This window comes from Streptomyces hamibioticus, from assembly GCF_047946815.1.
Lineage (GTDB): Bacteria > Actinomycetota > Actinomycetes > Streptomycetales > Streptomycetaceae > Streptomyces.
The window spans coordinates 6,636,878-6,661,479 of record NZ_JBKKQY010000001.1; the positions used below are offsets into that span (position 1 = coordinate 6,636,878).

Consider the following 24,602-nt stretch of genomic DNA (forward strand, 5'->3'; position numbering starts at 1 on the left):
GTCAGGCGATGGAGGCGCACATGACGGCCGACACCGCGAGGTTGCAGGACGCCGTCACCCACACCGCGGGGTGCGGCTCCTGTTCGACCAGCGTCGCGCCCAGCCGCCCCGGCGTGATCAGGTCCAGCACCAGGAACGCCACGGCCATCATCACCAGGCCCAGCAGCCCGAACACCGCGGTGGACACCAGGCCCTTGCCGAAGTCGTCGTACGTCGTCCAGATCGAGGTGAACACGATGCCGCCGACGCCGAGCAGCGCGGAGCTGAGTACCACGGCGGCGTTGCGGTTGCGCTCCTCCCAGATCTGCCGGCCGAGCCTTCCGGGCAACAGGATGTCGACCAGGACGATGCCGAGGACCAGCAGAACCAGGCCGAGGGCGCCGTACGCGGTGGTCCTGCCGAGTCCGTTGACGATGTCGCTCATGGGGCTGCCGGCTCCGTGTCGTTGAAGGAGATCGTGGTGATCGTGGTCAAGGCGCTGCAAAATGTAGCGCACATGTTCGGCCAACTGACCGGCGGAGCCAGGCCTCGCACGAGGGGGACGGGGGCACCCGCCCCCCCTCGCTCACCGGCCTCGCTCGGGCCGTCACCACGGCCTCCGGCCCGGCCGCCGCACCGGACTCCGGTCAGGCCGCCGCACCGGACCCCGGCCGGTCCGGGCCGCGCCCGCGGACCACGAGCCGCTTCAGCAGCGGCCAGGCCAGCAGCAGCACGATCACCGCGTACACCGTCACGGAGAACGGTGTGTCGACCAGGCCCTTGACGCTGCCGTCGCTGATCTGGAGCGCGCGCCGCAACTGCTGCTCGGCGGCCGGGCCGAGGATGACGCCGATGACGGCGGGCAGCACCGGCAGTCCGTAGCGGCGCATACCGAACCCGACCAGACCGATGACCAGCAGCGTCACCAGGTCGACGACCTCACCGCCGACCGCGTAGGCGCCGACGGCCGCGAAGAACAGGATGCCCGCGTACAGGTAGGGCCGCGGAATGCGCAGCAGCCGTGCCCACAGCGGCGCCAGCGGCAGGTTCAGCGCCAGCAGCAGCACCATGCCGACGAAGAGGGAGGCGATCAGACCCCACACCAGCTCGGGCTCGCGCTCGAAGAGGAGCGGACCGGGCTGGATGCCGTACTGCTGGAAGGCGGCCAGCATCACGGCCGCGACCGCCGTCGTCGGCAGGCCCAGGGTCAGCATGGACACCAGCGTGCCCGCCGCCGAGGCCGACGCCGCCGACTCCGGGCTGGCCACGCCCTCGATGGCGCCCTTGCCCCAGTCGTCCTTGTGCTTCGACAGGCGCTTCTCCGTGACGTACGACAGGAAGGTGGGGATCTCCGCTCCGCCCGCCGGGATGGCACCGAACGGGAAGCCGATGAACGGGCCGCGCAGCCACGACTTCCAGGTCCGGCGCACATCGCCCCGGCCGAGCCACGGGCGGCCCACCGGGATCGGGCCCTCAGGGCTGCGCCGCAGATGGGCCGCCACCCACAGCGCCTCGCCGATCGCGAACAGACCGACCGCGACGATCACCACGTCGATGCCGTCGGCCAGTTGCAGCGAGCCGAAGGTCAGCCGCTGCTGCCCGGTCATCCGGTCCAGGCCCACCAGGCCGATCGTGAGGCCGATCAGCAGGGAGGCCATGCCCCTGATCCGCGACGAGCCCAGCACGGAGGTCACCGCGATGAACGCCAGCACCATGATGGCGAAGTAGTCCGGCGCGCCGATGTCCACGGCCAGGCCGGCGACCGTCGGGGCGAGCGCCACCAGCAGGATCGTGCCGACCATGCCGCCCGCGAAGTGGCCGATGGCCGCGGCGGCGAGCGCCTGCGCGCCGCGCCCCGACTTGGCCATCGGGTTGCCCTCCATCGCCGCCACGACGGCGGCGCTCTCGCCGGGGGTGTTGAGCAGGATGGAGGTCGTCGAGCCGCCGAACATGGCGCCGTAGTAGATGCCGGCGAACATGATGAACGCGGCGACCGGGTCCAGTCCGTAGGTCACCGGCAGCAGCAGCGCCACCGCCATCGCGGGACCGATGCCCGGCAGCACGCCGATCGCCGTGCCCAGCAGTACACCGAGGGCCGCCCACAGCAGGTTGAGCGGGGTCAGCGCGGTCTCGAAGCCGTTCAGCAGGGAGTCGAGGGTGTCCATGTCACAGCACTCCCATCAGCGGACCGCCGGGCAGCGGAACTCCGAGCAAGTGGTCGAAGACGAGGTAGGTGACGAGGGAGAGCACCGCGGCGATCAGCGGATCGCGGTCGAGGCGGCGGCTGCCGAGCGCGAAGGCGGCGCCCCAGAACAGCAGCGCACCGGCGACGGGGAAGCCGAGCGGCTCGATCAGCACGGCGGCACCGAGGAACACCCCGGCGAGCAGCAGGACCGTGCGCCAGTCGGCGGGCTCGGACAGGTCGACGTCCTCACCGCCCTCGGCCTCGCCCCGGCCGCCGCGCAGCACGTCCACCGCGAGCAGGGCGGCCACGACGAGCAGCCCGGCACCGACGACGACCGGCACCGTGCGGGGGCCCACGGGCCCGCGCTGGGTGATGTCCACGTCCATGGTGAGCGCGTCGGTCAGGACCAGCACACCGAGGGCCAGCAGCAGGACGCACACGCCCAGTTCGGAGTGCTCCCGCAGCCACGAGCGCTTCTCGGACGCCCCGGCGGCGGGCAGGTCGGTCCGTGTCGTCACAGTCCCAGCTCCTTCAGCACCGACACCACGCGCCTGTCCTGCGCCTCCAGGAACGCGCCGAACTCCTCGCCGCCGAGGAAGGCGTCGTCCCAGCCGTTCCTCTCCATCGACGCGCGCCACTCCGGCGAGTCGTGCAGCTTCTCGAACAGGCGGGTCAGCTTGTCGCGCTCGGCGTCGGTGAGGCCGGGCGGAGCGACGATGCCGCGCCAGTTGGTGAAGTCCACGTCGTAGCCGGACTCCACGAGCGTGGGCGCGTCGAGCCCCTCCACCCGCTCCGGGCCGGTCACCGCCAGCACCCGCAGCTCGCCCGCCTCGATCTGGTCCAGGTACTCGCCGACGCCGGAGACGCCGAAGCCGACCTTGTTGCCGAGGATCGAGGCGAGCAGCTCACCACCGCCGTCGAACGGGATGTAGTTGACCTGCTTCGGCTTGATCCCGGCGGCCTGCGCCATCAGCATCGGCGCGAGATGGTCGGGCCCGCCGGGCGACGAACCGCCGCCCACCGGCAGCTTGCCCGGGTCCTTCTTCCAGGCGGCGATCAGCTCGTCGATGGTCCGGAACGGGGAGTCCTCGGCGACCACGACGACATCCTGCTCCTCGGTGAGCCGGGCGATCGGCGTGGTGTCGGCGAGCGTCCTGGGCGCGTGGTTGGAGCGGACGGCACCCACCACGCCCAGGCCCATGGACATCGCGAGCCTGCCGTTGCCGTGCTCGCTCACCAGCTGGCTCAGGCCGACGGTGCCGCCGGCGCCGGGCAGGTTGAACACCTCGATGCCGTGGGTGAGTCCGGCGTCCTCGGCGTTCTTCGCGGCCGTGCGGGCGGTGATGTCGTAACCGCCGCCGGGGGTGTTGGGGACCATGAAGCGCAGGCCCGGTATCCGGGTGCCGGTGTCGGCGCCGTCGCCGGTCTTCAGCAGCGGCGGCCCGACCAGCACGAGGAGGGCGGCCCCTAGCAGGGCGAGGGGAGTACGCAGGCGCACGAATGCCACCACCTGTCGTTGCGTCGATCGGTACGGGAAGCCCTGGGGGGGGTGAGGGGCGTGACGTCGGCCACATGGTGCCCGCGCCCGGACGGCGTGTCTTCCTTGCGGAACCAACGGAGGTTGTGGTCATTGCGGTCACCGGACCGCCGGGGGAGACCGTCGTCCGCGACTCCGGGCCCGGCCCGGCACCCGAACCGGCCCGCGAGGACTGCGCACACGGCTCCGCCACCGGGGCCGCCCGGCAGGACGAGCCCGGCACCGGTCTGGCGCTCACCCGGCCGGTCTGCGAACGTCACGGCGGTGAGATCTCGGTGACCGGCGCCCCGGACGGGGCGACGTCCACCGCACGCACGACCGTCAGCCACCTCGCCGACGCGGTGGCGGAAGGAGCAGCACGATGAATGGGACGCGTGGTACGCCCGGTACGCGTGACCGGCGTGACACCCGCGGAACCGGCGACGCCCCCGGGCCCCGGCGAACGGACCGAGCGCCGGGCGCGGCCCGTCTGCCCGGCCTCGCCCGGACGATCGACGTCCTCGTGGTCGACGACGACTTCATGGTGGCTCGCGTGCACCGCGCCTTCGTCGAGCGCGTCGAGCCCTTCCGCGTCGTCGGCGTCGCCGGCACCGGCGAGCAGGCGGTCACCGCCGTCGACGAACTCCGCCCCGACCTGGTCCTGCTCGACCTGTACCTGCCGGACCTGTTCGGACTCGACGTCATCCCCCGGCTGCGCAGCGCCGGCCACGACTGCGACGTGATGGTCATCAGCGCGGCCAGGGAGGCGGACGCCGTCCGCGACGCCGTACGGCACGGCGTCGTCGACTACCTCCTCAAGCCGTTCGAGTTCGGGGACCTGCGGGGCCGCCTGGAGCGCTACGCCGCCCGGCGCGGACGCCTGCGGGACACGGTCGTGCGCAGCCAGGCGGATGTGGACCGAGTCCTGGCCGGAGCGGCGGCGCCCGCGGCGGCCCCGGCGCTGCCCAAGGGCATGAGCGTGGAGACCGCCGAACTGATCGGGCGCACCCTGCGCGCCGCCGACGGCACCCTGTCCGCCAGCGAGTGCGCGGCCCTGACCGGTGTCTCCCGGGTCAGCGCCCGACGCTACCTGGAGTACTTCCACACCGTCGGCAGCGCCGAGGTCTCCCTGCGCTACGGGGTCGCCGGCCGCCCCGAGCGCCGCTACCGCCACCGCGACCCGGCGGCCGGCCCCACGGGGCTGCCGGCCGGCGGCGAGGCACGTGCCCAGGGGTGACGGGGCGGGTACGCCCGCGCGCCCCGTCAGCGCCGGGGCCGCGGGAAGGCACCCAGCGCCCGGGCCAGGCCCGCCCGGTCGGTGCCGAGCTTGCGGTAGACCGAGGACAGCAGCTGCCGTACGCCCTGTTCGGTGAGCCGCAGTTCCTTGGCGACCACGGCCACCGGCTCCCCCTGGGCCGTCAGGTCGGCGGCCTTGCGTTCGCGCGCGGTCAGCGCGTCCGTCTGCCCGTACCGCAGCGGCAGCGGCCGGAGCCCGGCCGCGGACAGCTCCGCCCGGGCCCGGGCGGCCAGCCCTTCGGCACCGCAGTGCACGGCCCGTTCCAGCCCCTGGTAGAGCCGGTCGGCGGCCTCGGGCAGCCGGCCGCCTCGGGACAGGGCGGCGCCGTGCCCCACCAGCGCGCGGGCCAGTTCGTACGACGCGGGGGACCGCTCCAGCTCCGCGACCGCCTCCGCGTACCGGTCCAGCGCGGCCGCCCCGCCGGTCGCCTCGGCCTCCGCGTGCAGGGCCTGGCCGATCACGGAGGCGGCGCCGAAGTCCCGGGCCCGCGCGACCGCGTCCCGGGCCAGCCGCACCGCCCGGCCGGGGTCGGTGGGGGCCAGGGCAGAGGCCAGACGCAGCTGCCAGGGGCACCACGCGGGGTTGCGCCAGCCGCGCTCGTCGAGCCGGTCGCCGACCTGGGTGAGCAGCCGCTCGGCCGCCCGGTGCCGCCCCTCGGCCAGCAGCAGCTCGGCGTGGACGGTGCGAGGGTCGGGGTAGATGACGGCGTTGGGGACGACCTCGCCGTACCGGTAGGTGTCCGCGAGCCGGCGTGCGGCGGCGGTCCGGCCGCGGGCCAGCAGCGTCTGGACGAGGATGCCCACGGCGAACCACTGGGCGGGCACCGCTCCCTCCACCCGTTCGGCGATCCGCAGCCCCTCCCGGGCCAGCACCTCGGCCTCGGCCAGGCAGCCCCTCCGGTAGCGGATGTAGCCGAAGAGCGCGTTGCCCAGCGCCAGATGCGAGCCGCGCCAGCCCTTCTCCTCGCACTCGGCCATGCCCGCGGTGAACAGTTCCTCGGCCCGCCCCGGCTGGTCGGCGTACATGAACACCAGGGCGACCGACACCGGTACCTCGAAGCCGCGGTTGTCGTCGGTCCAGCTCAGTCCGCCGCGCAGGGCTTCCTCGGCGTGGGCGAGCGCGATGCGCCGTGGCTCGCCGCGCAGCAGGGCGTCCCAGGCGCGCAGCCCGAGGACGTAGCGCTCCTCCAGGCCGCGGCCGGGCAGCCGTGCGGCCAGCCGGGCCAGCCGGCGGGAACGGGCGGGAGAGTCGGGCTCGTCGGTGCGGAACGCGCTCCACACGAAGTGATCGGCCCGCATGCGCAGCCGGATGCGCGGATTCGGGTTCTGCCGGGCCTCCTCGGCGGCCACCGCCGCGGCCTGGGCCACCTGGTCGGTGTGGGCCAGCGCCTGGGCGAGCCGGTAGACGATGGAGGCGCGCAGGCCGGGGTCGACGTCCGGTTCCGCCAGGGCCTCGCGCAGATGGCTGACGGTGGCCGCGGGGTCCATCAGGAAGGTGGCCCGGGCCAGTTCGTGGAGCAGCGCGGCCCGGTCCTCCGGCGGCGGCGGTTCCTGGAGGGCCCGGGACAGCACCCGCCGGGCGGCCTCGGGAGCGCCGGCCCGCAGGTACTCGCGGGCGGCCTCCCGCAGGCAGGTGACCGCCGCGGGCCGTCCCTCGCACGGGACCTCCAGCAGATGCCGGGCGGCGGCGGTGGGGCCGAGCCCGGCGGCCCGGACGGCCTCCGCGGCGGCGTTGTGCAGGCCGACCCGCAGGCTCGGCGGGATCGCCCGGTACACCGTCGTGGCGATCAGCGGATGCACGAACTCCAGTCCGCCGCCGGGCCCGGGCGAGTCCGCCAGGATCCGGGCCGCGCGCAGCCGCTCGGTCGCCTCCGCGGCCTCCTCGCTGCCGACCACCGCGATGGCGGCCGCCAGGCCCGGTGCGACGGACGTGCCCAGCACGGCGGCGGCCCAGGCGAAACGGACCGTGGACGTGCCGAGCCGGTGCAGCCGGTCGAGCAGCCCCGGCCCCTTGACCGCCGAGGCGAGACTGCGCATCCTCGGCAACTCGTCCAGGGTGCCGCGCAGCCGTTCCTCGCCCAGCCGGATGGCGAGTTCGACGGTCTCGAAGGGGCTGCCGCCGGTCACCGTCCAGCACTCGGCGCAGAACTCGTCCTCGGCGGTCTCGCCCAGCTCCTCCCGGACGATCCGCGCCACGCCGTCCGCGGAGAGCGGGTCCAGGACGAAGGGACGCTCACCCTGGCGGACGACGAGCGAGCGGAACGCGTCCGCGCCCGGTGGCAGTTCGTCGGGCCGGTAGGAGGCGACGATCAGCAGCGGCAGGTCCTCGGTCCGCGGGGCGAAGGAGGCGAGCCAGCCCAGGGATTCGACGTCGGCCCAGTGCAGGTCGTCCAGCAGCAGCACGACGGGCGCCCGCCGCACCGACAGCTGCGTCATGACCCAGTCCAGGCCGTCGCGCACCCCGGTGGGGTCCGGAGCCCGGGCCGCGGACGCCGCCTCCAGGCCGAGCGCGGTGGCGACGATGTCGTACCAGCTGCCGAGGAAGGCCCGGCGCTCGGGCTCGTCCATCGCCGCCAGGGAGGGCTGAAAGAGCTGGCGCACCACCCGGAACGCCAGCTCCTGCTCGTTCTCGCCGCCCGTGCCGGACAGGACCGTGCACCCACGTGCCGCCGCCCGGACGCGGGCCTCCGCCAGCAGGGTCGTCTTGCCCATCCCGGCCGACCCGGTGAAGACCAGCAGCCCGCCCCGTCGCGCGTGCCGCGCTCCGCCCTCCGTGTCGCACAGGACGGACAACGCCTCGTCGAGCGCCTCCAGTTCACTGCGGCGCTCCAGTAACATCCGACGCCCGGTGCCCGGTTTCCGCAGCCCATTCGCCATGTGCCGTGCTGCTTCCTGTCGTCGGCCCTCGGAGAACAGCGCCGAGCGTAACCCCGCCCGGGGCCGGCTGCCCGGATCCTGAGACGACAAGGGCGAGAACGGGTGAACCGGCCGCGATCGTGGGTTGAGCGACCCTCGGCTCGGGTAGCGTCTTCCGAATGGGTGCCCGGTCGGCGCACGCGCAATCGGCTGCGGAGCCTGGCATGCCCCCTGCCGCGGCGGCCCGGCCCCTCCCGGTCAGCGCGCCGGCCGGTCCGGCCGGGTCACCACGGGCACCGCGGCCGCGTCCGCATAGCGCGGCACGGTGCGCGACCAGTAGTAGCAGCCGCGGATCCAGCCCGCCATGCCGTCCACATAGCCCACGCCTGCCGGGCTCAGCTCCGGTTCGATGCTCCGGTACAGCCGCTCGAACTCGGCGATGGCCGCGTTGATCCGTCCGATGGCCAGTGTGGCGGCCCGGGGCAGGGAGCAGCGGTGTGCGCGCTGGTAGGCGAGGGCGAGATTGATCAGCCCGCCCGTACGGTGCTCCTTCACCGCGGAGAACAGGTCGGGTATCCACACGGCGGCGTCGGCCGACAGTCGCGCCAGCCGGCGCATGACGGGGTGGTGCAGTTCCTCGGGGGCCAGCTCCCGGGACTGCGCCGCCTCGCACAGCGGGTAGAACGGCTCGACGCCCGCGATCAGCGCCCGTATCGACGTGCACACGCCGATCCGGACGGGAACGGAACGGCTCTGGGCCACCGCCTCGTACAGCAGCCCGTGCACGTACTCCCGGCTGTGCCACGCCCAGCGCGCCGCCTGTGCCGGGGTGCACCGCTGCTGGACCCGGCCGTAGAGGTCGGCCAGGGCCGCCCCGAGCGGTGTGCCGGGGGGCTGGTCGTCGCGCAGGATGCCGATGCTCTCGCACAGCAGGGGAAGCAGCCGATCCGGTCCGTCCCGGCCGATCTCCTCCGCCCGGTCGTCGAAGACGAACTGGTAGGCGATCTGGTCGGCCACGAGCTGGAGCAGCTCGGCGTCCATGGCCGGGCCGTTGTAGGCGGCCAGCTCGGCCGGGCGGGTGCGGACGATCATGTCGGCGACCGCCGGGTCGTCGGTCAGCCCCCAGCGCGCCAGCCAGGCGTCGACGCCTGCCGCGGCCCGGCGTCCATGGGGATTGGCGCGGAACGGGAACGGCATGTAGAGGGTGGCCTCGATCAGCTCCTTGAGGCTCCCGGCCGGGGCACCCGGAGGGACCTCGGCGAGGGTGGCCGGAGGGACCTGGGCGAGGGTGGCCGGAGGGACTTCGGCGGTGGCGGCCGGAGGGGCTTCGTAGGTCAGGACCTCGTACGTCGCGGGCGTCTTCGTCACCTGCGCTGTCACCTGCCAATCGGGGGAGTCCGGTTGTCGGGGGCGTTGTGCCGCTCAGGACGCTGTGGACGGCTCACCGGCCGTGCTGCCCGCCGGCCGCCGGGTCCGCGGCTCGCAGACCAGCACCAGGGACCGCGGGCCCAGCGTCGCCGCGGGACGCGGCCGGCCGACCGGGCCGGACACCGTGCGCAGCCGCCAGCGGTGGGCGACGGAGGCCATCGCCGCCACGGCCTCCGCCATGGCGAACGCGTCGCCGATGCACTTGCGGCTGCCCGCCGCGAACGGCAGCATCGCGCCGTCCGGCGCGCCTCCCGCCGCCGTGCCGCCCGCCGTCGCGCCCCCCGTCTGCGGCAGCCACCGCTCGGGACGGAACCGTTCGGGCTCGGGGAACGACGCGGCGCGGTGGTGCAGGAGGTAGGGGCTGTACAGCACGGTCGCGCCCCGGGGCAGCCGGCGCCCGGCCAGCTCCGTCTCGCGCGTGGTGATCCGGGTGAACAGCCACCCCGGCGGCCGCAACCGCAGTGTCTCCGTGACGACGCAGCGGGTGTACACGAGTCGGGTCAGCTCCTCGTGGCCGGGCACGGCCCGGTCGGCGAGGACCGCGTCCACCTCCTCGTGCAGCCGGCGCTCCGCCTCGGGATGGTCGGCCAGGAGGCCGAATGCGGACGCCAGGCACATCGCGGTGCTCTCGACACCCGTGAGCAGGAGCGTGACGAGCTGGTCGCGGACCTCGCGCCCGGAGGGCGCGTCGGGGCCCCCGGCGTGGGCCGCCGCCAGGAGCGTCCCCAGCAGGTCGTCGCGGGGCGCACCGTGCCCGCGCTCGGCGACGATCGCGTCGACCAGTGCGTGCAGCCGCGCGATCGCCCGGTGCCAGCGGCGGTTGCCGGGCGTCGGCAGCCGGAACAGGGCGTCGACCGGCACGACCGTACGGACGAACAGGCCCTGGACGACCGCGGCGAGGCACTCCCGCACGGTGCCGGCCCTGCCGGCGTCCAGGGAGTCGGAGAAGAGCAGCCGGCTGGTCACCCCCGTCGTCAGCGCCAGCATCGCCGCCGGGACGTCGATCCGCTGTCCGGCCCGCCAGCCGCGGCACACCGCCTCCGCCTCCTCGGCCATGACCCGCGTGTAGCCGGCCAGGTGGGAGGCCCGGAACGCGGGCTGGAGCAGCCGGCGCTGCCGCCGGTGGTCGTCCTGGCGGCAGGTGACCAGGCCGTCGCCCATCAGCGTGCGGAGCCGGTCGTACAGCGGCCCCCCTTTGTCGAAGGTGCGCGGGTCCATGAGTATTCGGTGGACCAGCCGCGGGTCGCAGGCCACCCAGGCGCGCCGGGGGCCCAGACGGATCTCGACCAGGTCGCCGTGGGCGGGCAGGGAATCCAGAAAGTCCAGCGGACGACGGAACAGTGCGATAGCGTGACCGGCGAACGGGAATATGCCAGGGGCTGTGCCTGACGTCCAGACGGGTTCGGACAGGGCCTCACTCATGGACCACCACCTCTTCGGCCGGCACACGGACGGAGCCGGTGGGATGCACCGGCCCGCTGCTCGAGTCATTGTTCTGCCCGGTCCAACTCCCCGTCGCCGTCCGGCATCCCCATTCCGCGGGGCGCACGGGTGCACGCACAGGCGTGCGGGCGGCACCCGCGTGACCAGGTCGTCCACGCGGTCCGGGGATCAGGGGCCGAAGGGTGTCGCCGAACGCCGCTCCGGCCTGCGTGACCACGGCCTTGCGCGACACCGCTCAGCCGCCGGAGCGGCGCTCACCGCCCGGGCGCCCCCGCCCGCAACCCGTCCATGACGAGGTCCAGCAGCCGGCCGGCGCGCTCCTGCCAGTCACCGCGCGGGTCGAGCTGCCACAGTCCGGCGATGGCGAGCAGGAAGTCGTCGGCGCTCACGCCGGGACGGATGGTGCCCGCCTCCTCGTTGGCGCGCAGCAGCAGTTCGGCGGCGTCCATCACGGGGGTGTTGGCGGGTCTGCCCGGGCCGCCCGGGGCGCTGACGGCCTGGCGGATGGCATCCGCGATGCCGGCCTTGGTCATGAAGAACCGGGCGAGGCGGTCCATCCACGCGCGCAGCGCCTGCTCCGGTTCCCGGTCCGCGAGCAGCTCGGCGGCGCTGTCGGCGACCTGCCGCATCTCATGGCGGTAGATCTCCAGGACGAGCGCCTCGCGGTTGGGGAAGTTGCGGTAGAACGTGCCCTGCCCGACGCCCGCCTTCTTCGCGATGGTGCTCAGCGGGACGTCCGCGCAGCGCGTCAGTTCGGTGAGGGCCGCGGCGAGGATCCGCTCGCGGTTGCGCTGCGCGTCACTGCGCAGCGGCACCTCCCTCTTCGGCTGCCGCACACGTCCTCCTGGCGAGTCCATGGCCGAATGACGACCTTGCTAACCGGACAGCTGTCCGTTACGTTTTCCATAGCGGACAGTTGTCCGGTTGTTTCCACCATAGCGGCGGATGCCGCTGCTGTGAGCAGGCCGACGGTCTCCGACCGCGGCAATCATCGGCGTGTCGCTCCCCGATCCCGACTCATTCCGCCACGTACCAGCGCATTTTCCTGTTTCCGTCTCCTGACGCAGAAGAAGGCTGATCATGGCCCCAGCTCCCTCGTCGACGCACAGCCACGTCGTTCTGAACGTCAACGGCGAGAAGTACCCCCTGTCCGTGGACCACCGCACCACCCTGCTCGACGCCCTGCGCGAGCGACTCGATCTGACCGGCACCAAGAAGGGCTGTGACCAGGGGCAGTGCGGCGCCTGCACCGTCCTGGTCGACGGACGCCGGGCCGTCGCCTGCCTGCAACTGGCGGTGGCGGCCGAAGGACGCGAGATCACCACCATCGAGGGCATGGCCGACGGCGACCGGCTGCACCCGGTGCAGCAGGCCTTCCTCGACCTCGACGGATACCAGTGCGGATACTGCACACCCGGCCAGATCTGCTCCGCCGTCGCCGTGCTCGAAGAACACGCGGCCGGCTGGCCGAGCGCCGCCACCGACGACGTGCGCCCCGAGGCCGGGCCGCCGCCGCTCGGCCCCGAGGAGATCCGGGAGCGGATGAGCGGCAACCTGTGCCGCTGCGGCGCCTACGTGGCCATCGTCGAGGCCGTGGCCCGCGCCGCCGACGCGGCCGGAGCGGCCACCGAAGGGACCACCGAAGAGGCCGAGGGGGCGACGGCGTGAAGGAGTTCGGCTACCGGCGCGCCGCCGACGTCCCCGAGGCGGTGGCCCTGCTCGCCGCCGACCCCGACGCCCGTTTCCTCGGCGGCGGCACCAACCTCGTCGACCTGATGAAGACCGGCGTCGAACGGCCCGCCCGGCTCGTCGACGTCCGGGAACTGCCCCTGGACCGCATCGAGTCGGCGCCCGGGGGCGGTGTGCGCATCGGCGCCACCGTCACCAACAGCGATCTCGCCGCCCACCCCGACATCCGCCGCCGCTATCCGGCGCTGACCCAGGCGGTGCTGGCCGGCGCCTCCGGACAACTGCGCAACATGGCCACCGTCGGCGGCAATCTGCTCCAGCGCACCCGCTGCGGCTACTTCACCGACGTGACCATGCCCTGCAACAAGCGCCTCCCGGGCAGCGGTTGCCCCGCCGTCGAGGGCGAGCACCACAACCACGCCGTCCTCGGCGCCTCCGACCACTGTGTGGCCGTGCACCCCTCGGACATGGGCGTGGCGCTGGCCGCATTCGACGCCGTCGTGTCCTACCAGACGGCGGACGGACCCGGGGGAGCCCCCACCCGGGGAGAGGTGCCGCTCGCCGGCCTCTACCTCCCCGTGGGCGACACCCCGCACCTGGAGACCGCGCTGCCGCCGGGCGCACTGATCACCGGCGTCACGCTGCCGCCGTCGCCCACAGCCGCCCGCTCCCGCTACCGCAAGGTGCGCGAGCGCGCCTCGTACGCGTTCGCCATCGGCTCGGTCGCCGCCGCGCTCGACGTCCACGAAGGCGTCGTACGGGACGTGCGGCTGGCCTTCGGCGCGGTCGCCTCCCGCCCGTGGCGGGCCCACGCCGCCGAACGGCTGCTGACCGGTGCCCCGGCCGACGCCGAGACCTTCGCCGCCGCCGCGGACGCCGAACTGGCCGCTGCCCGGCCGCTGCCCGGCAACGCGTACAAGGTGACGCTCATGCGCAACCTCGTCGTGGCCGTGCTCACCGAACTCGCCGAGGAGGCCGCCCGATGACCACCGCCCCCACCACCGACCGGACGGCCGCGAAGGGAGCCGTCGGCACCGCGCACACCCGCGTGGAGGGCCGCGACAAGGTCACCGGAGCCGCCCGCTACGCCGGGGAGTTCCCGTTCCCCGGCCTCGCCCACGGCTGGCTGGTCGTCTCCGCCGTGGCCCGCGGCCGGATCCGGGCGATCGACACCGCCCCCGTCCTGGCGATGCCCGGCGTGCTCGCCGTCCTGCACCACGGCAACGCCCCCCGTCTGACCACCGACTACGTCGGCATGCTCGGCGTCCCCGACCCGACCGCCGCCGTCTTCCAGCACGACCGGGTGCCGCACGCGGGCTGGCCCGTCGCGCTGGTCGTCGCCGAGACACCCGAACAGGCCCGCGAGGCCGCCGAGGCGCTCGCCGTGACCTACGACGAGGAAGCCCACGACGTCGACTTCACCGCCGGCCGGCCCGACGCCCGCCCCGCCGACGGCCACATGCCGGGCGTCACGGAGAAGGGCGACCTGGAGGCCGAACTCGCCGCCTCCACCGTCGTCGTGGACGCGGAGTACACCACTCCCGAAGAGCACCACGCCATGATGGAGCCGCACGCGGCGACCGCGCGGTGGGAGGACGGCCGGCTCGACGTCCTCGACTCCAACCAGGGCGCCACCTGGGTCCAGGGCGAACTGGCGAACCTGTTCGCGCTCGACCCCTCGGCGGTGCGGGTGCGCTCCGAGCACGTCGGCGGCGGCTTCGGCAGCAAGGGCGTCCGCGCCCACCAGGTGGCCGCCGCGATGGCCGCGCGCGCCCTCGAGCGCCCGGTACGCGTCGTGCTGACCCGCCGTCAGATGTTCACCCTCACCGGTCACCGCAGCCCCACCGCCCAGCGGATCAGGCTCGGCGCCGGCGCCGACGGACGGCTGCGCGCCCTGGAGCACCGCTCGGTGAACCGGACCTCGACCGTGTACGACTTCGTCGAGCCGGCCGCCGCTCCGGCCCGCGTGATGTACGACGCCGACGCGCACCGCACGGCCAACGAGGTGGTCCGCCTCGACGTGCCGTCGCCGACCTGGATGCGCGCGCCGGGCGAGGCACCGGGCGCGTTCGCGCTGGAGTCGGCGCTCGACGAACTCGCCGAGCGGTGCGGCCTCGACCCGATCGAGCTGCGCCTGCGCAACGACACCGAACGCGGGCCGGTGTCCGGGCTGCCGTTCGCCGGCCGCAACCTCGCCGCCTGCTTCCGCCGGGGCGCCCGCCGGTTCGGCTGGGCCGGCCGCGACCCGCGCCCCGGCATCCGCGAGGAGGGCCGCTGGCTGCTCGGCACCGGTACCGCCGCCGCGTCCTTCCCGGCGGGCGCGGGCCCCTCCACGGCGCTGCTGACGGCGGAGCCCGACGGCACCTTCACCGTGCGGATCGCCGCCGCCGACATCGGCACCGGCGCCCGTACCGCCCTCACCCTGGTCGCCGCCGACGCCCTTCGGGTGGCCCCCGACCGGGTCCGGGTGCGGATCGGCGACAGCGCCTTCGGGCCCGCGATGATCGCCGGCGGCTCCATGGGCACCCGCTCCTGGTCGTGGGCGGTCACCGCCGCCGCCGAGGAGCTGCGCGGGCGGCTCGGCCCGGGCGCGGACATCCCGCCGGAGGGCATCACCGTGCGCGCGGACACCACCGAGGCCGTCGGCGCCCTCGCCCAGCGGGAACGGCACTCCTTCGGCGCGCAGTTCGCCGAGGTCGCCGTCGACCCCGCCACCGGCGAGGTGCGGGTGCGCCGCATGCTCGGCGTCTTCGCGGCCGGCCGGATCGTCAATCCGCTCACCGCCCGCAACCAGCTCGTCGGCGGCATGACCTGGGGCATCTCCATGGCGTTGCACGAGGAGGCGGTGCGCGACCGGGCCACGGGCGGCCACTACGGAGCCGACCTCGCCGGCTACCACGTCGCCACGCACGCCGACGTGCCGCACATCGAGGCGGACTGGGTGGAGGACCCCGACCCGGACGACCCGGTCGGCATCAAGGGCATCGGCGAGATCGGCATCGTCGGCGCGGCGGCGGCGATCGCCAACGCCGTCTGGCACGCGACCGGACACCGCCACCGGCACCTGCCGATCCGGCCCGACCGCGTCCTCGCGGCGGGAGCCCCGGATGCTTGACCTCGCCGGTGAACTGAGCGACTGGCTCGCCGAGGGGCGCAGGTTCGCGGTCGCCACCGTCGTCTCCGTCGGCGGCAGCGCACCGCGCGGCCCCGGCGCCGCCCTCGCCGTCGACACGGACGGCACGGCGATCGGCTCGGTCTCCGGCGGCTGCGTCGAGGGCGCGGTGTACGACCTGTGCACGCAGGCCCTGAGGGACGGCACGCCGGTCCTGGAACGGTTCGGCTACAGCGACGAGGACGCCTTCGCGGTCGGGCTGACCTGCGGCGGAGTCATCGAGGTACTCGTCACTCCGGTCGGTGCGGACCCGGCGGTCCGGGCGGCGCTGACGGCGGCCGCCCGGGGCGGGACCGCCGCCCTCGCCCGGGTCGTCCGCGGCCCCGCACACCTCCTGGGGCGGGCCCTGCTGGTCCGCCCCGACGGCACCCGGCAGGGCGGACTCGGCGGCTCCGCCGAGCTGGACCGGGCGGCGGCGGCCGAGGCCCGCGCCCTGCTGGACGCGGGCCGCACCGGCACCGTCGGCATCACCGAGGACGGCTCACACTGCCCGGGCGGTCTCACGCTGCTCGTCGAGTCGCGCGTGCCACCGCCCCGCATGATCGTCTTCGGGGCGGTGGACTTCGCCGCGGCGCTGGTACGCGCCGGCCGCTTCCTCGGCCACCACGTCACCGTCTGCGACGCCCGGCCGGTCTTCGCCACCCCGGCCCGCTTCCCCGACGCCGACGAGGTCGTCGTCGACTGGCCGCACCGCTACCTGCGGCGCACCGCGACCGACGAGCGGACCGTGCTGTGCGTGCTCACCCACGACGCCAAGTTCGACGTGCCCCTGCTGACGGAGGCGCTGCGGATGCCGGTGGCCTACGTGGGCGTCATGGGGTCGCGCCGCACCCACGCCGACCGCGAACGCCGGCTGCGCGCCGCCGGCCTCGGCGAGCCGGAGCTGTCCCGGCTGCGGTCGCCGATCGGCCTGGACCTGGGAGCCCGTACGCCCGAGGAGACCGCCCTGTCCATCGCGGCGGAGATCGTCGCGGCCCGCCGCGGCGGCACGGGCGTGCCGCTGAGCGGGGTGGACACGCCGATCCACCGCGAGGTGACCGAAACGGCCGCCTGAGCCGCCGTCAGGGCAGCTCCGGCGCGCCGTCGAGGCGCACGGCGCACTCCAGCAGCAGCGCGTGCACGAAGGCCTGCGGGAGATTGCCGCGCAGCTGTCGCTGGAGGACGTCGTACTCCTCCGCGAACAGCCCGGACGGCCCGCAGGCCGCGCGGGTGCGCTCGAACCAGCGGAACGCGCCGGCGCGGTCGCCCAGCCGGCGGGTGGCGAGCGCCATGAAGAAGCCGCACAGCAGGAAGGCGCCCTCGGCCTCGCCGAGCCGCTGTCCCGGATGCTCGAAGCGGTACAGGTACCCGTCCTCGGCCAGCCTCGACGCGATGAACGCCCGGGTCGCGGCACCACCCTCGTCGTCCGGCAGCCCGCCCCGGGCCAACGGCACCAGCAGCGCGGCCTCGGCTCCGTCGTCGTCGGCGGCCCGGCGCCAGTGCCCCTCGGCGGTCAGGCACCGGCGCCGCGTCTCCCGGTACACGGCGTCGGCCAGGTCCGCGCAGCGGCGCCCCGCCCTGCCGGGCAGCACGCCGGCCATCCGGCGCAGGCCGGCCACCACGCTCAGCCGGGAGTGGGTCCACCAGCGCTGCTCCAGCTCCCACAGCCCGGCGTCCGGCCGCAGCCAGTTGCGCTCCACGGCGTCCACGGCCACGGCGGCGGCGCGCTCGGCGTCGGCGGTCAGCCGGTCGTGCCCGGCCGCCGCCGCGAACAGCTGGAGCACCTCGCCGAACGTGTCCAGCTGGAACTGCTCGGCGGCCCGGTTGCCGATCAGGTCGCTGCCGCCGGGGTAGCCCGGCAGCCGTACGGAGCGTTCCGCGCCGACCGGACGTCCGTCGACCGTGTAGGCGGGGTGCACCGCGTCGCCGTCCGCGAGGACGCGGTCGGCGACGAACCGCACGGCCTCGTCGAGCAGTTGGTGGGGACCGTGCGCGGCGACGGCGAGACCGGCGTAGCACTGGTCGCGCAGCCACGCATAGCGGTAGTCGTAGTTGCGTCCGCTGTTCGCCCGCTCCGGCAGGGACGTCGTGGCCGCGGCGACCATGCCGCCGGAGGCGCTGGTCAGTCCGCGCAGCACGGCGTACGCGTGGCGGGCGTCGCGCGGCGCCGCCAGCCGCGAGCAGTCCGGGACGGCACGCGGCCACTCCCGCTCGGTCGACCGCCACAGCGCGTCCGCGTCCAGGGGCTCCGTCTCCCGGCGCTCGGCCAGTTCCAGGACCAGGTCGTGGGTCTCACCCTCCCGGAGCAGGAGCTCCCCGCGCGCACCGGCGCCCGGCCGCCAGCGTGCCTCGGCCGCTCCGGCCAGCCGCAGCCGCAGTCCCCCTCCCTCGGCCGTCCACACACCGTCCGTGAGCCGGGGGCCGGGCATCCGGCCGCGCCCGAAACCGGGCCGTGGGTCGAGGTCCATGCGCAGCCGCGCGGTGCCCCGCCGGACGCGCATCCGGCGCAGCAGCACCAGCCGGTCCGGTCGCGAGGGCAGCGCCAGCGCCTCACGGCACTCGATCACCGCGTCGGCCGTCACCCACCGGCTCGCCCGGATCAGGGTGCCCTCCTCGTAGGAGCCGCCCCAGACGTGCCAGGGGTCCACCGGCTCGACCGTGAAGTGCCCGGCGCCGCCGATGAGCGCGGAGAACACGGCGTCGCTGTGCCAGCGCGGCGCGCACAGCCAGACGATGCGGCCCTCGGGGTCCACCACCGCGCCCCGCTCGCCGTCGGCGAGCACCGCGTACTCGCGCAGCACCCAGGGCGGGCAGGCGGGTGTCGGCGGGGAAGGGGACTGGTCGGCTCCGTGACGCATGGTCCACACCTATCCCGGCGCCCCGGACGGAAACGGACGGGGCCCTGAGGGTGGCCGGGCCGGCCGGCGGCCGACACCGTGCCCGGCGAGCGGGCCCACCGGCAGTCCCGCCGCCCGGCAGCCGCCCACGAGGTCCGGGAGGGCGCCGAGAGCGGCCCGCCGGCAGCCCGGCGTGGCGGCGTGGCCGGTGTCGTGCAGCAGGATCGTGCCGCCGCCGCGCAGGCCGGCCGCGACCCGCGCCCGCACGGAGGCGGGTGTGGCCGTCGGCGTCCAGTCCTCGCCCCACGCCGTCCAGAGCACCGGACGCGGCCCGGCCCGGCGGGCGGCGGCCCAGCGCCCGGCGGTGAGGCTGCCGTAGGGCGGGCGGTACCAGCGTGGTCCGCGGCCCGTGGCGTCCGCCACCGTGCGGACCGCGCGGAGCAGCTCGCGGACGTCACCGGCCGGCGACGGCAGCCAGGGCCGGTCGTGCCGCCGGCCGTGCACGGCCGGCTCGTGCCCCCGCCGCACCGCCTCCCGGGCCACCTCCGGGTGCCGGACGACGCTCTCGCCCAGCACGGAGAACGTCGCCCGCACACCCAGCCCGTCCAGCGCGTCGAGGAACCGCGGGGTGGACGCCGGGTCGGGGCCGTCGTCGGTGAGGGCGACGCGGTCGGACCGGCCGTGCCCGGACAGCTCCGGGAACCAGCGGCGGCGCACGCCGGGCAGCCAGGTCGCGGCCGGACCGGCGTGCGCCGGCGCGACGGCGACCGGCACGCCCGCCCACACCGCGCGCCGCCCGGCGCGGGACCGCTCACGCATGAGGTGCGCATCCTCCGCCGTATGCCGTGGCGGGCGTGGCGTACACGCCCGCGGCCATGCCCGTCCGCATCCGCTCGTCCGCTCGTCCGCTCGTTCGCTCATCTGCTCGTGTCTGCTTCTTTGTTCACTGCTTGTGTGTTCGTCTGCCCGTCCGCTACGTCTGCTGCCGTTGGCGGCTGCGGCCCCCGGGACTGCCGCGCACCGCCGCGGTGTCCCACGCGCCGTGCACCGACGGGGCCCGGACAGACCCAGGCTGCCCAGGCCGATCAGCGCCACACCGATCACCTCCGGCAGCACCCGCACCCCGAGCGCGATCTCCTCGCCGAACAGCGCCCAGCCCAGCGCGACACTGGTCAACGCGTCACCGAGGGTGAGCGCCGGTTGCGACGCCGCCAGGGTCCCGGCCCGCAACGCGCTCTGCAGCAGCAGGAAGGCGGTCACGCCGACGACCAGGGTCGCGTACGGCGGCCACTGCGTCAGCACCGAACCCACGCCCTGCGGAAGCCGGCCGGTGACCTCCTTGAGCAGCGCCGCCGTGCCCACGAACGACACCGCGGACGCCGATCCGAACAGTGCGGCACGCGGCGCCCCCCGTACCAGCCGGCCCCCTGCGGCCAGCGCGGTCACCACACCCAGCAGCACCAGCCCCGCCACCCACCAGCCGCCGGGCGACGCGGTGTCCCGGCCGGACGACGGGGCCGCGGCGCCCAGGAACAGCGCCAGCCCCGCCGCCAGGGACGCGAACGCCAGCCAGGTCCGCCGGTCCGGCCGCCGGTGGAAGACCACGCTGCCGATCATCAGGGTGAACAGCAGCTCACTGGCCATCAGCGGCTGGACCAGCGCGAGACTGCCCACCGCCAGCGCCGCGCCCTGCAAGACGGTGGTCAGGGCGAGCAGTGCCGCGCCGCCCACCCAGTACGGGTCGCGCAGCAGGGGCAGCAGCCAGCGCAGCGGGCGGCCGGAACCGTCGCCGATGTCCCGGGCCGCCGCCCGGCGCTGCAGGACCGAGGCACCGGCGTTGGACACCGCCGCGAGCAGGGCCAGGACGACGCTGAGCGGGTTCACCGGCGCCCACCGCCCCTCCCGCTCATCCGAACCGGGCGGCCATCGCCCGGAAGAACCCCGGGGCCGCGCCGCGGACCCGGCACGGCAGGCGCAGCCAGCCGGGCACGTACACCTCGTCCCGGCCCCGCACGGCCGCGTCCCGGATGGCGTCGGCCACGCGTTCCGGCGGCATCGGACGGGGCCGGGAACGCCGGTAGGGCGCACCCCGGCGCTCGAAGAACGGCGTGTCGACGACGGCGGGCACGACATGGCTGACGCCCACACCGGTGCCGCGCAGCTCGTAGCGCAGGGCGTCGGCGAAGACGCCGAGCGCCGCCTTGGCGGCGGAGTAGACGGCCTCGCCGCGCACGCCCACGCTGCCCGCCAGCGACCCGACGAGCACGACGCGACCCGATCCGGCAGCCACCATGCCCGGCAGCACCAGCCGCACCAACCGCAGGGTGGCCACCACGTCGGTGCCGATCACCTCGTCGATGGCGTGCGGGGGCATCTCCCGGAACTCCCCGGCCCAGCCGATCCCGGCGCCGGCCACCAGCAGGTCCACCGGGCCGAGGGTGGCCAGCGTGAAGTCGGCGAGCTGCCGGCCGGCGCCGGGCAGGGAGAGGTCGGCGGCGAAGGCGGTGGCCCGCGTCTCCTCGGCGACATCGCGCAGCCGGGCCGGGTCGCGTCCGCTGAGCACCATCTTCCAGGTCCCGTCGGCCGCCAGCCGGCGGGCCACGGCGGCACCGATCCCGGAGGACGCGCCGGTCACCAGCGCGGTGCCGGTCCGGGGAGCCGCCTCACCGGCCCGGTGCCCGGCCTTCGCGGAGTCGGCGTCGGGCGCGGCGACCGGCGGACCGGGGGTCGGCCCGGTGCGGGAGAAGGCAGGGACCATGTCGGACCACCTCGGCTGCGAGCGGGACGGGCGGTGAGGGAGTATCCCGGAGCCTAACGCCCGAAACGATCGGGTGTGACCCGTTATGGCGGGTGGTGGTGCACATGGCGTAAGCCGTCGGACCGGACAGGGCGGAAGCCGTCCGCGGCCGGTTCGGAACAGGCCGGGCGGGTGACCCCGACAGCCGTGCAGGCAGCACCGCGGGACGCCCGCCACACCCTGGTGAGCAGCGCCGGCATGGGCGCCGGAGACGACACGGTCGCCGCCGAACTGACGCGCCGCGCCCGGGAGCACGGCGACGAGGCCCGGGTCGTCGACGTCCTCTGCTGGAGCCGGTCGCGCGCACCGGCGCGGACGTGGTGCCCGTCTTCCACGTCGGCGCCCGGCTGACCGGACATCTGCGCGCCCGGGGCCTGCTGTCCGTCCCCAGCGCGGCCCTTGTGCTCGGCCTCGCCGGGACGCGGAACGCACGACGCCGAGGCGTCCGTTCGCCTGTTACGCCGCCCGCCCCGCGGGCACCCGGGCGGGGATCGTCAGAAGGAGGCGCGTCGTGAGAGCGGACGAATTCCTGGCCCGGGTGCGCGACCGCGGGGAGTACCACAGTCAGGAGGAGGCCGAGCAGGTCACCGAGGCGGTCCTGTGGGCGCTGGCCTCCCGGATCGTCCCCGAGGAGGCCACCGACCTGGCCGCACAGCTGCCCCCGCCGCTGGACGAGGCCCTGCGCCTGGAGCGCGGCACACCCGAGGTGTTCGACCGCGGGGAGTTCCTGCGGAGGGTGGCCCAGCAGACCGGCGCCCGGCCGCGCACCGCGGAATGGGACGCGTGCGCCGTGCTGTCCACGGTCACCGACACGGTGTCCGAGGGCCAGGTGGGCCATCTCCTGGCTCAGCTGCCGCCGGACTGGGCGGACCTGTTCGGCAGGCAGGGCGAACTGGAGCCGTCCGATGCGGGACGCGAGGGAGGTGCCGATGGCCGAGGGTGAGCAGCGCTACGCCAGCGGGGAGGAGACCCCGCTCGCCGGCTACGCAGCCCTGACCGCGGTCTTCGCGACGGGCGCGGGACTCTTCGCCGTGGCGGCGCATCGCCGGGGGCTGCGGCTGCCCGAGAGGGTACCGCCCTGGGACGTGGTGCTGCTCGGCACCGCGACGTTCAAGGCGTCCCGGCTGCTGACCAAGGACAAGGTCACCAGCTTCCTGAGGGCCCCGTTCACCCGGCGGCAGGGCGAGGGCAACGCCAGTGAGGTGATGGACGCACCGCGGGGCACGGGACTGCGCCGTGCCGTCGGCGACCTCGTCACCTGTCCGTTCTGCACCTCCGCATGGGTCTCGGGCGCCCTCGTCGCCTCGTACGCCTCCGCGCCCCGGGCCACCCGGCTGCTGTGCGCGGGGCTGAGCGCCGTCACCGTGTCGGACTGGTTGCAGTACGCGTGGAGCCTGACCGAGCAGAAGGCCGAGGAGGACGAGGAGGACTGAGCCCCCTCCGGTCGCCTTCTTCACCGGTCGCTCCGGTGTCTCTCCGGCCGGTCCGGCCGGAGAGACACCGGAGCGACGCCGGTCCGGGACCTCGGTCCCGGACCCGAACCTCGGTCCCGGTCTCAGACCTCGGTCTCCATGGCACGCGTGGTCGGCAGCAGCTCCCGGATGTCCGCCGGCAGCGCCCCCGCGACCTTGGTCATCTCCTCGGGGGAGACGAAGGAGTCCAGGACGTTCGGCACCGCGGCCGAGCGCCGGAGCGCTTCTTCCTCGCCGATGCCGGCCCGCCAGGCCACCCGGCCGGCGAACGCGGTGAGCCCGAAACGCTCGCCGCCCGCCGGCTGCCCGCTCCCGTCCGATGCCTCCGGCCCGCTCCCGACGGCGTCGGTCAGCCCGGCCAGCTCGTGCGGCAGCTGGGCGACCAGATGGTGGGCGAGCCCCTCGGGAAGCCGCTCGACCAGGGTGCTCAGCACGGCCGACACCGAGCGCTCGGCCTCCTCCCGGGCGCCCGAGTGGCTCTGCTCCTGGACGGTGTGGACCAGTTCGCCGTACTTCATGGGGCTCACTCCCTTCGCCGGACCGACCGCATCCGCGAGACGGGTTTCCCGCCGGGCGGCGGTGACACCGCCCGTGGACGGTCCCGGCGCGCGTCGGCAAGGAGCGCGGCCGGGTGCGCGACGTCGGGTGCGCGATGTCGGGTGAGCGGGGTCAGCCGCGCTCTTCCCGCTCGGTGTGCAGCTGCTTCACGCGGGAGGCCTCCTTGCGGACCTCGGCCTGGACGGCGCGCTCCCGCTCCAGCCACTCGGGCCGCTCGCGCTTCAGCGCCTCGATCTGGTCCGTGGTGAGAGCTTCGGTGACCCCGCCGCGGCGCAGTCCGGCGATGGAGACCCCCAGCTTGGCGGCCACCACCGGCCGCGGGTGCGGACCGTCGCGTCGCAGGTCCCGCAGCCACGCGGGCGGGTCGGCCTGGAGCGCGTTCAGCTCGGCCCGTGAGACGACACCCTCCCGGAACTCGGCGGGGGTGGCCTCGAGGTACACACCCAGCTTCTTCGCCGCGGTCGCGGGCTTCATGGTCTGGGCGTTCTGGTGCGACGTCATGGGGTCCAGGGTATCGAGCGTGTGCGCCGGCCAGGACCACACCGATGGCCGGGGCCCCGGCCACGCCCGGTAACCTGGCCGGGTGACAGGCTCGGAAGAAACCCCCGCGTTCCGGCTCGCCTACGTCCCGGGGGTGATGCCCGACAAGTGGGTGCGCATCTGGCACGAGCGGCTGCCGGACGTCCCGCTGTCCCTGACCCAGGTCACCGCGGCCGAGGCGGGCGACGTACTGCTGGGCCGCGACGCCGACGCCGGCCTGGTGCGGCTGCCCGCCGACCGGTCCCTCCTCAGCGCGATCCCCCTGTACACCGAGACCACGGTCGTGGTGGTCCCCAAGGACCACCTGGTCACCGCGGCCGACGAGGTGTCCGTCGCGGACCTGGCCGACGACATCGTGCTGCACCCCCTCGACGACGTCCTCGGCTGGGAGCGGCTGCCGGGCCGGCCGGCGCTCGAACGCCCCGCCACCACGGCGGACGCCGTCGAACTCGTGGCGGCGGGCATCGGCGTCCTCGTCGTCCCGCTGTCCCTGGCCCGGTTGCACCACCGCAAGGACCTGACGCACCGGCCGGTCGAGGACGCCCCGCGGTCGAGCGTGGCGCTGTCCTGGCCGGAGGACGCGCACACCGACCTGGTCGAGGAGTTCATCGGGATCGTCCGCGGCCGGACCGTCAACAGCACCCGGGGCCGCGGGCCCGCCCCGCAGCAGCAGCCCACCGGTAAGCAGCCCACCGGCAAGCAGTCCACCGGGAAGTCCGGTGGCGCCCGGCCGGCAGCCAGGGGTACCCGGCGCGGATCCGGTGCCGGAGCCCCGAAGGGCGGCGGCAGACGCGGCCGCCCCCGCCGCCGCTCGTAGTACCGGCCCGTAGCACCGGTCCGTGCCCGGCCCGCGCC

Annotated in this window: 22 protein-coding genes and 2 pseudogenes; 10 read left to right on the top strand and 14 right to left on the bottom strand. The window is 75.1% G+C overall.

Annotated features, from left to right (window positions below; all coding sequences use genetic code 11):
- Position 1: 1 nt before the first annotated feature.
- The 4 genes from ACLGIH_RS30265 to ACLGIH_RS30280 form a co-directional block, all read right to left on the bottom strand.
- Positions 2-424 (bottom strand): DUF350 domain-containing protein, encoded by a 423-nt coding sequence (locus ACLGIH_RS30265; protein WP_416528458.1) that lies wholly within the window; start codon positions 422-424, stop codon positions 2-4.
- A 202-nt stretch (positions 425-626) separates the two neighbouring features.
- On the bottom strand, positions 627-2,144 hold the full coding sequence (locus tag ACLGIH_RS30270; RefSeq protein ID WP_416528459.1) for a tripartite tricarboxylate transporter permease: 1,518 nt from the start codon (positions 2,142-2,144) through the stop codon (positions 627-629).
- 1 nt (position 2,145) lies between these two features.
- A complete protein-coding gene (locus tag ACLGIH_RS30275; protein WP_416528460.1) occupies positions 2,146-2,682 on the bottom strand; it encodes a tripartite tricarboxylate transporter TctB family protein in 537 nt (178 codons plus the stop codon).
- Positions 2,679-3,662 carry a Bug family tripartite tricarboxylate transporter substrate binding protein gene (locus tag ACLGIH_RS30280; protein ID WP_416528461.1) on the bottom strand — a complete coding sequence of 328 codons (984 nt, stop codon included), beginning with the start codon at positions 3,660-3,662 and terminating at the stop codon, positions 2,679-2,681. Before ACLGIH_RS30280 ends, ACLGIH_RS30275 begins: the two co-directional genes overlap by 4 nt.
- 155 nt (positions 3,663-3,817) lie before the next feature.
- Here ACLGIH_RS30280 and ACLGIH_RS30285 point away from each other — a divergent pair.
- Positions 3,818-4,066 (top strand): annotated as a pseudogene (locus tag ACLGIH_RS30285) (ATP-binding protein); the annotation flags it as partial.
- The gene (locus tag ACLGIH_RS30290) at positions 4,063-4,917 is read left to right on the top strand and encodes a response regulator (RefSeq protein ID WP_416528462.1); all 855 of its coding nucleotides are present in this window, start codon (positions 4,063-4,065) and stop codon (positions 4,915-4,917) included. The pseudogene ACLGIH_RS30285 and the gene ACLGIH_RS30290, both read left to right, overlap by 4 nt.
- 26 nt (positions 4,918-4,943) lie before the next feature.
- Here the strand turns inward: ACLGIH_RS30290 and ACLGIH_RS30295 are convergent, their stop codons facing one another.
- The 4 genes from ACLGIH_RS30295 to ACLGIH_RS30310 all read right to left on the bottom strand — a co-directional run bounded on the left by ACLGIH_RS30295 (position 4,944) and on the right by ACLGIH_RS30310 (position 11,539).
- Positions 4,944-7,814: an ATP-binding protein gene (locus ACLGIH_RS30295; protein ID WP_416528463.1), complete on the bottom strand. Its 2,871-nt coding sequence runs from the start codon at positions 7,812-7,814 to the stop codon at positions 4,944-4,946.
- A gap of 276 nt (positions 7,815-8,090) precedes the next feature.
- Positions 8,091-9,200, bottom strand: a complete 1,110-nt coding sequence (locus ACLGIH_RS30300) for a (-)-alpha-amorphene synthase (RefSeq protein ID WP_416528464.1) — start codon at positions 9,198-9,200, stop codon at positions 8,091-8,093.
- A gap of 54 nt (positions 9,201-9,254) precedes the next feature.
- Positions 9,255-10,682 (bottom strand): cytochrome P450, encoded by a 1,428-nt coding sequence (locus ACLGIH_RS30305; RefSeq protein ID WP_416528465.1) that lies wholly within the window; start codon positions 10,680-10,682, stop codon positions 9,255-9,257.
- 275 nt (positions 10,683-10,957) lie between these two features.
- Complete coding sequence (locus ACLGIH_RS30310; RefSeq protein WP_473246761.1) at positions 10,958-11,539, bottom strand: TetR/AcrR family transcriptional regulator; 582 nt, start codon at positions 11,537-11,539, stop codon at positions 10,958-10,960.
- Positions 11,540-11,783: 244 nt separating this feature from the next.
- Here ACLGIH_RS30310 and ACLGIH_RS30315 point away from each other — a divergent pair, with 244 nt between their 5' ends.
- Genes ACLGIH_RS30315 through ACLGIH_RS30330 form a run of 4 tightly spaced genes read left to right on the top strand, consistent with a single transcriptional unit; the run spans position 11,784 to position 16,618 of the window.
- The gene (locus tag ACLGIH_RS30315) at positions 11,784-12,371 is read left to right on the top strand and encodes a 2Fe-2S iron-sulfur cluster-binding protein (RefSeq protein ID WP_416528467.1); all 588 of its coding nucleotides are present in this window, start codon (positions 11,784-11,786) and stop codon (positions 12,369-12,371) included.
- Positions 12,368-13,378, top strand: coding sequence for an FAD binding domain-containing protein (locus tag ACLGIH_RS30320; protein ID WP_416528468.1), 1,011 nt, complete (start codon positions 12,368-12,370; stop codon positions 13,376-13,378). Before ACLGIH_RS30315 ends, ACLGIH_RS30320 begins: the two co-directional genes overlap by 4 nt.
- On the top strand, positions 13,375-15,507 hold the full coding sequence (locus tag ACLGIH_RS30325; RefSeq protein WP_416528469.1) for a xanthine dehydrogenase family protein molybdopterin-binding subunit: 2,133 nt from the start codon (positions 13,375-13,377) through the stop codon (positions 15,505-15,507). The genes ACLGIH_RS30320 and ACLGIH_RS30325 overlap by 4 nt, the downstream gene beginning before the upstream one ends.
- Positions 15,500-16,618: an XdhC family protein gene (locus ACLGIH_RS30330; protein WP_416528470.1), complete on the top strand. Its 1,119-nt coding sequence runs from the start codon at positions 15,500-15,502 to the stop codon at positions 16,616-16,618. Before ACLGIH_RS30325 ends, ACLGIH_RS30330 begins: the two co-directional genes overlap by 8 nt.
- Before the next feature lie 7 nt (positions 16,619-16,625).
- On the opposite strand, the gene ACLGIH_RS30335 is transcribed toward ACLGIH_RS30330, so the two are convergent.
- From ACLGIH_RS30335 to ACLGIH_RS30350, 4 genes and pseudogenes are all read right to left on the bottom strand, one after another.
- Positions 16,626-18,401 carry a glycoside hydrolase family 15 protein gene (locus ACLGIH_RS30335; RefSeq protein ID WP_416528471.1) on the bottom strand — a complete coding sequence of 592 codons (1,776 nt, stop codon included), beginning with the start codon at positions 18,399-18,401 and terminating at the stop codon, positions 16,626-16,628.
- A 9-nt stretch (positions 18,402-18,410) separates the two neighbouring features.
- Positions 18,411-19,199 carry a polysaccharide deacetylase family protein gene (locus tag ACLGIH_RS30340; RefSeq protein ID WP_416528472.1) on the bottom strand — a complete coding sequence of 263 codons (789 nt, stop codon included), beginning with the start codon at positions 19,197-19,199 and terminating at the stop codon, positions 18,411-18,413.
- A 154-nt stretch (positions 19,200-19,353) separates the two neighbouring features.
- A pseudogene (locus ACLGIH_RS30345) lies at positions 19,354-20,264 on the bottom strand (DMT family transporter).
- A 22-nt stretch (positions 20,265-20,286) separates the two neighbouring features.
- Complete coding sequence (locus ACLGIH_RS30350; RefSeq protein WP_416528473.1) at positions 20,287-21,138, bottom strand: SDR family NAD(P)-dependent oxidoreductase; 852 nt, start codon at positions 21,136-21,138, stop codon at positions 20,287-20,289.
- Positions 21,139-21,324: 186 nt separating this feature from the next.
- Between ACLGIH_RS30350 and ACLGIH_RS30355 the strand changes: the two genes are divergently transcribed.
- The 3 genes from ACLGIH_RS30355 to ACLGIH_RS30365 all read left to right on the top strand — a co-directional run bounded on the left by ACLGIH_RS30355 (position 21,325) and on the right by ACLGIH_RS30365 (position 22,610).
- Positions 21,325-21,528 (top strand): hypothetical protein, encoded by a 204-nt coding sequence (locus tag ACLGIH_RS30355; protein WP_416528474.1) that lies wholly within the window; start codon positions 21,325-21,327, stop codon positions 21,526-21,528.
- A 160-nt stretch (positions 21,529-21,688) separates the two neighbouring features.
- Entirely contained in the window at positions 21,689-22,120 is a 432-nt protein-coding gene (locus tag ACLGIH_RS30360) for a DUF2267 domain-containing protein (protein ID WP_416528475.1), read from the top strand.
- Positions 22,107-22,610, top strand: a complete 504-nt coding sequence (locus tag ACLGIH_RS30365; protein ID WP_416528476.1) for a DUF1360 domain-containing protein — start codon at positions 22,107-22,109, stop codon at positions 22,608-22,610. The genes ACLGIH_RS30360 and ACLGIH_RS30365 overlap by 14 nt, the downstream gene beginning before the upstream one ends.
- Before the next feature lie 122 nt (positions 22,611-22,732).
- Here ACLGIH_RS30365 and ACLGIH_RS30370 read toward each other — a convergent pair whose 3' ends face one another.
- On the bottom strand, positions 22,733-23,167 hold the full coding sequence (locus tag ACLGIH_RS30370) for a DUF2267 domain-containing protein (protein WP_416528477.1): 435 nt from the start codon (positions 23,165-23,167) through the stop codon (positions 22,733-22,735).
- Positions 23,168-23,318: 151 nt separating this feature from the next.
- Positions 23,319-23,708 (bottom strand): DUF5997 family protein, encoded by a 390-nt coding sequence (locus tag ACLGIH_RS30375; RefSeq protein ID WP_416528478.1) that lies wholly within the window; start codon positions 23,706-23,708, stop codon positions 23,319-23,321.
- Positions 23,709-23,790: 82 nt separating this feature from the next.
- On the opposite strand from ACLGIH_RS30375, the gene ACLGIH_RS30380 reads away from it, so the two are divergent.
- Positions 23,791-24,564, top strand: a complete 774-nt coding sequence (locus tag ACLGIH_RS30380; protein WP_416528479.1) for a LysR family substrate-binding domain-containing protein — start codon at positions 23,791-23,793, stop codon at positions 24,562-24,564.
- Positions 24,565-24,602: the final 38 nt, after the last annotated feature.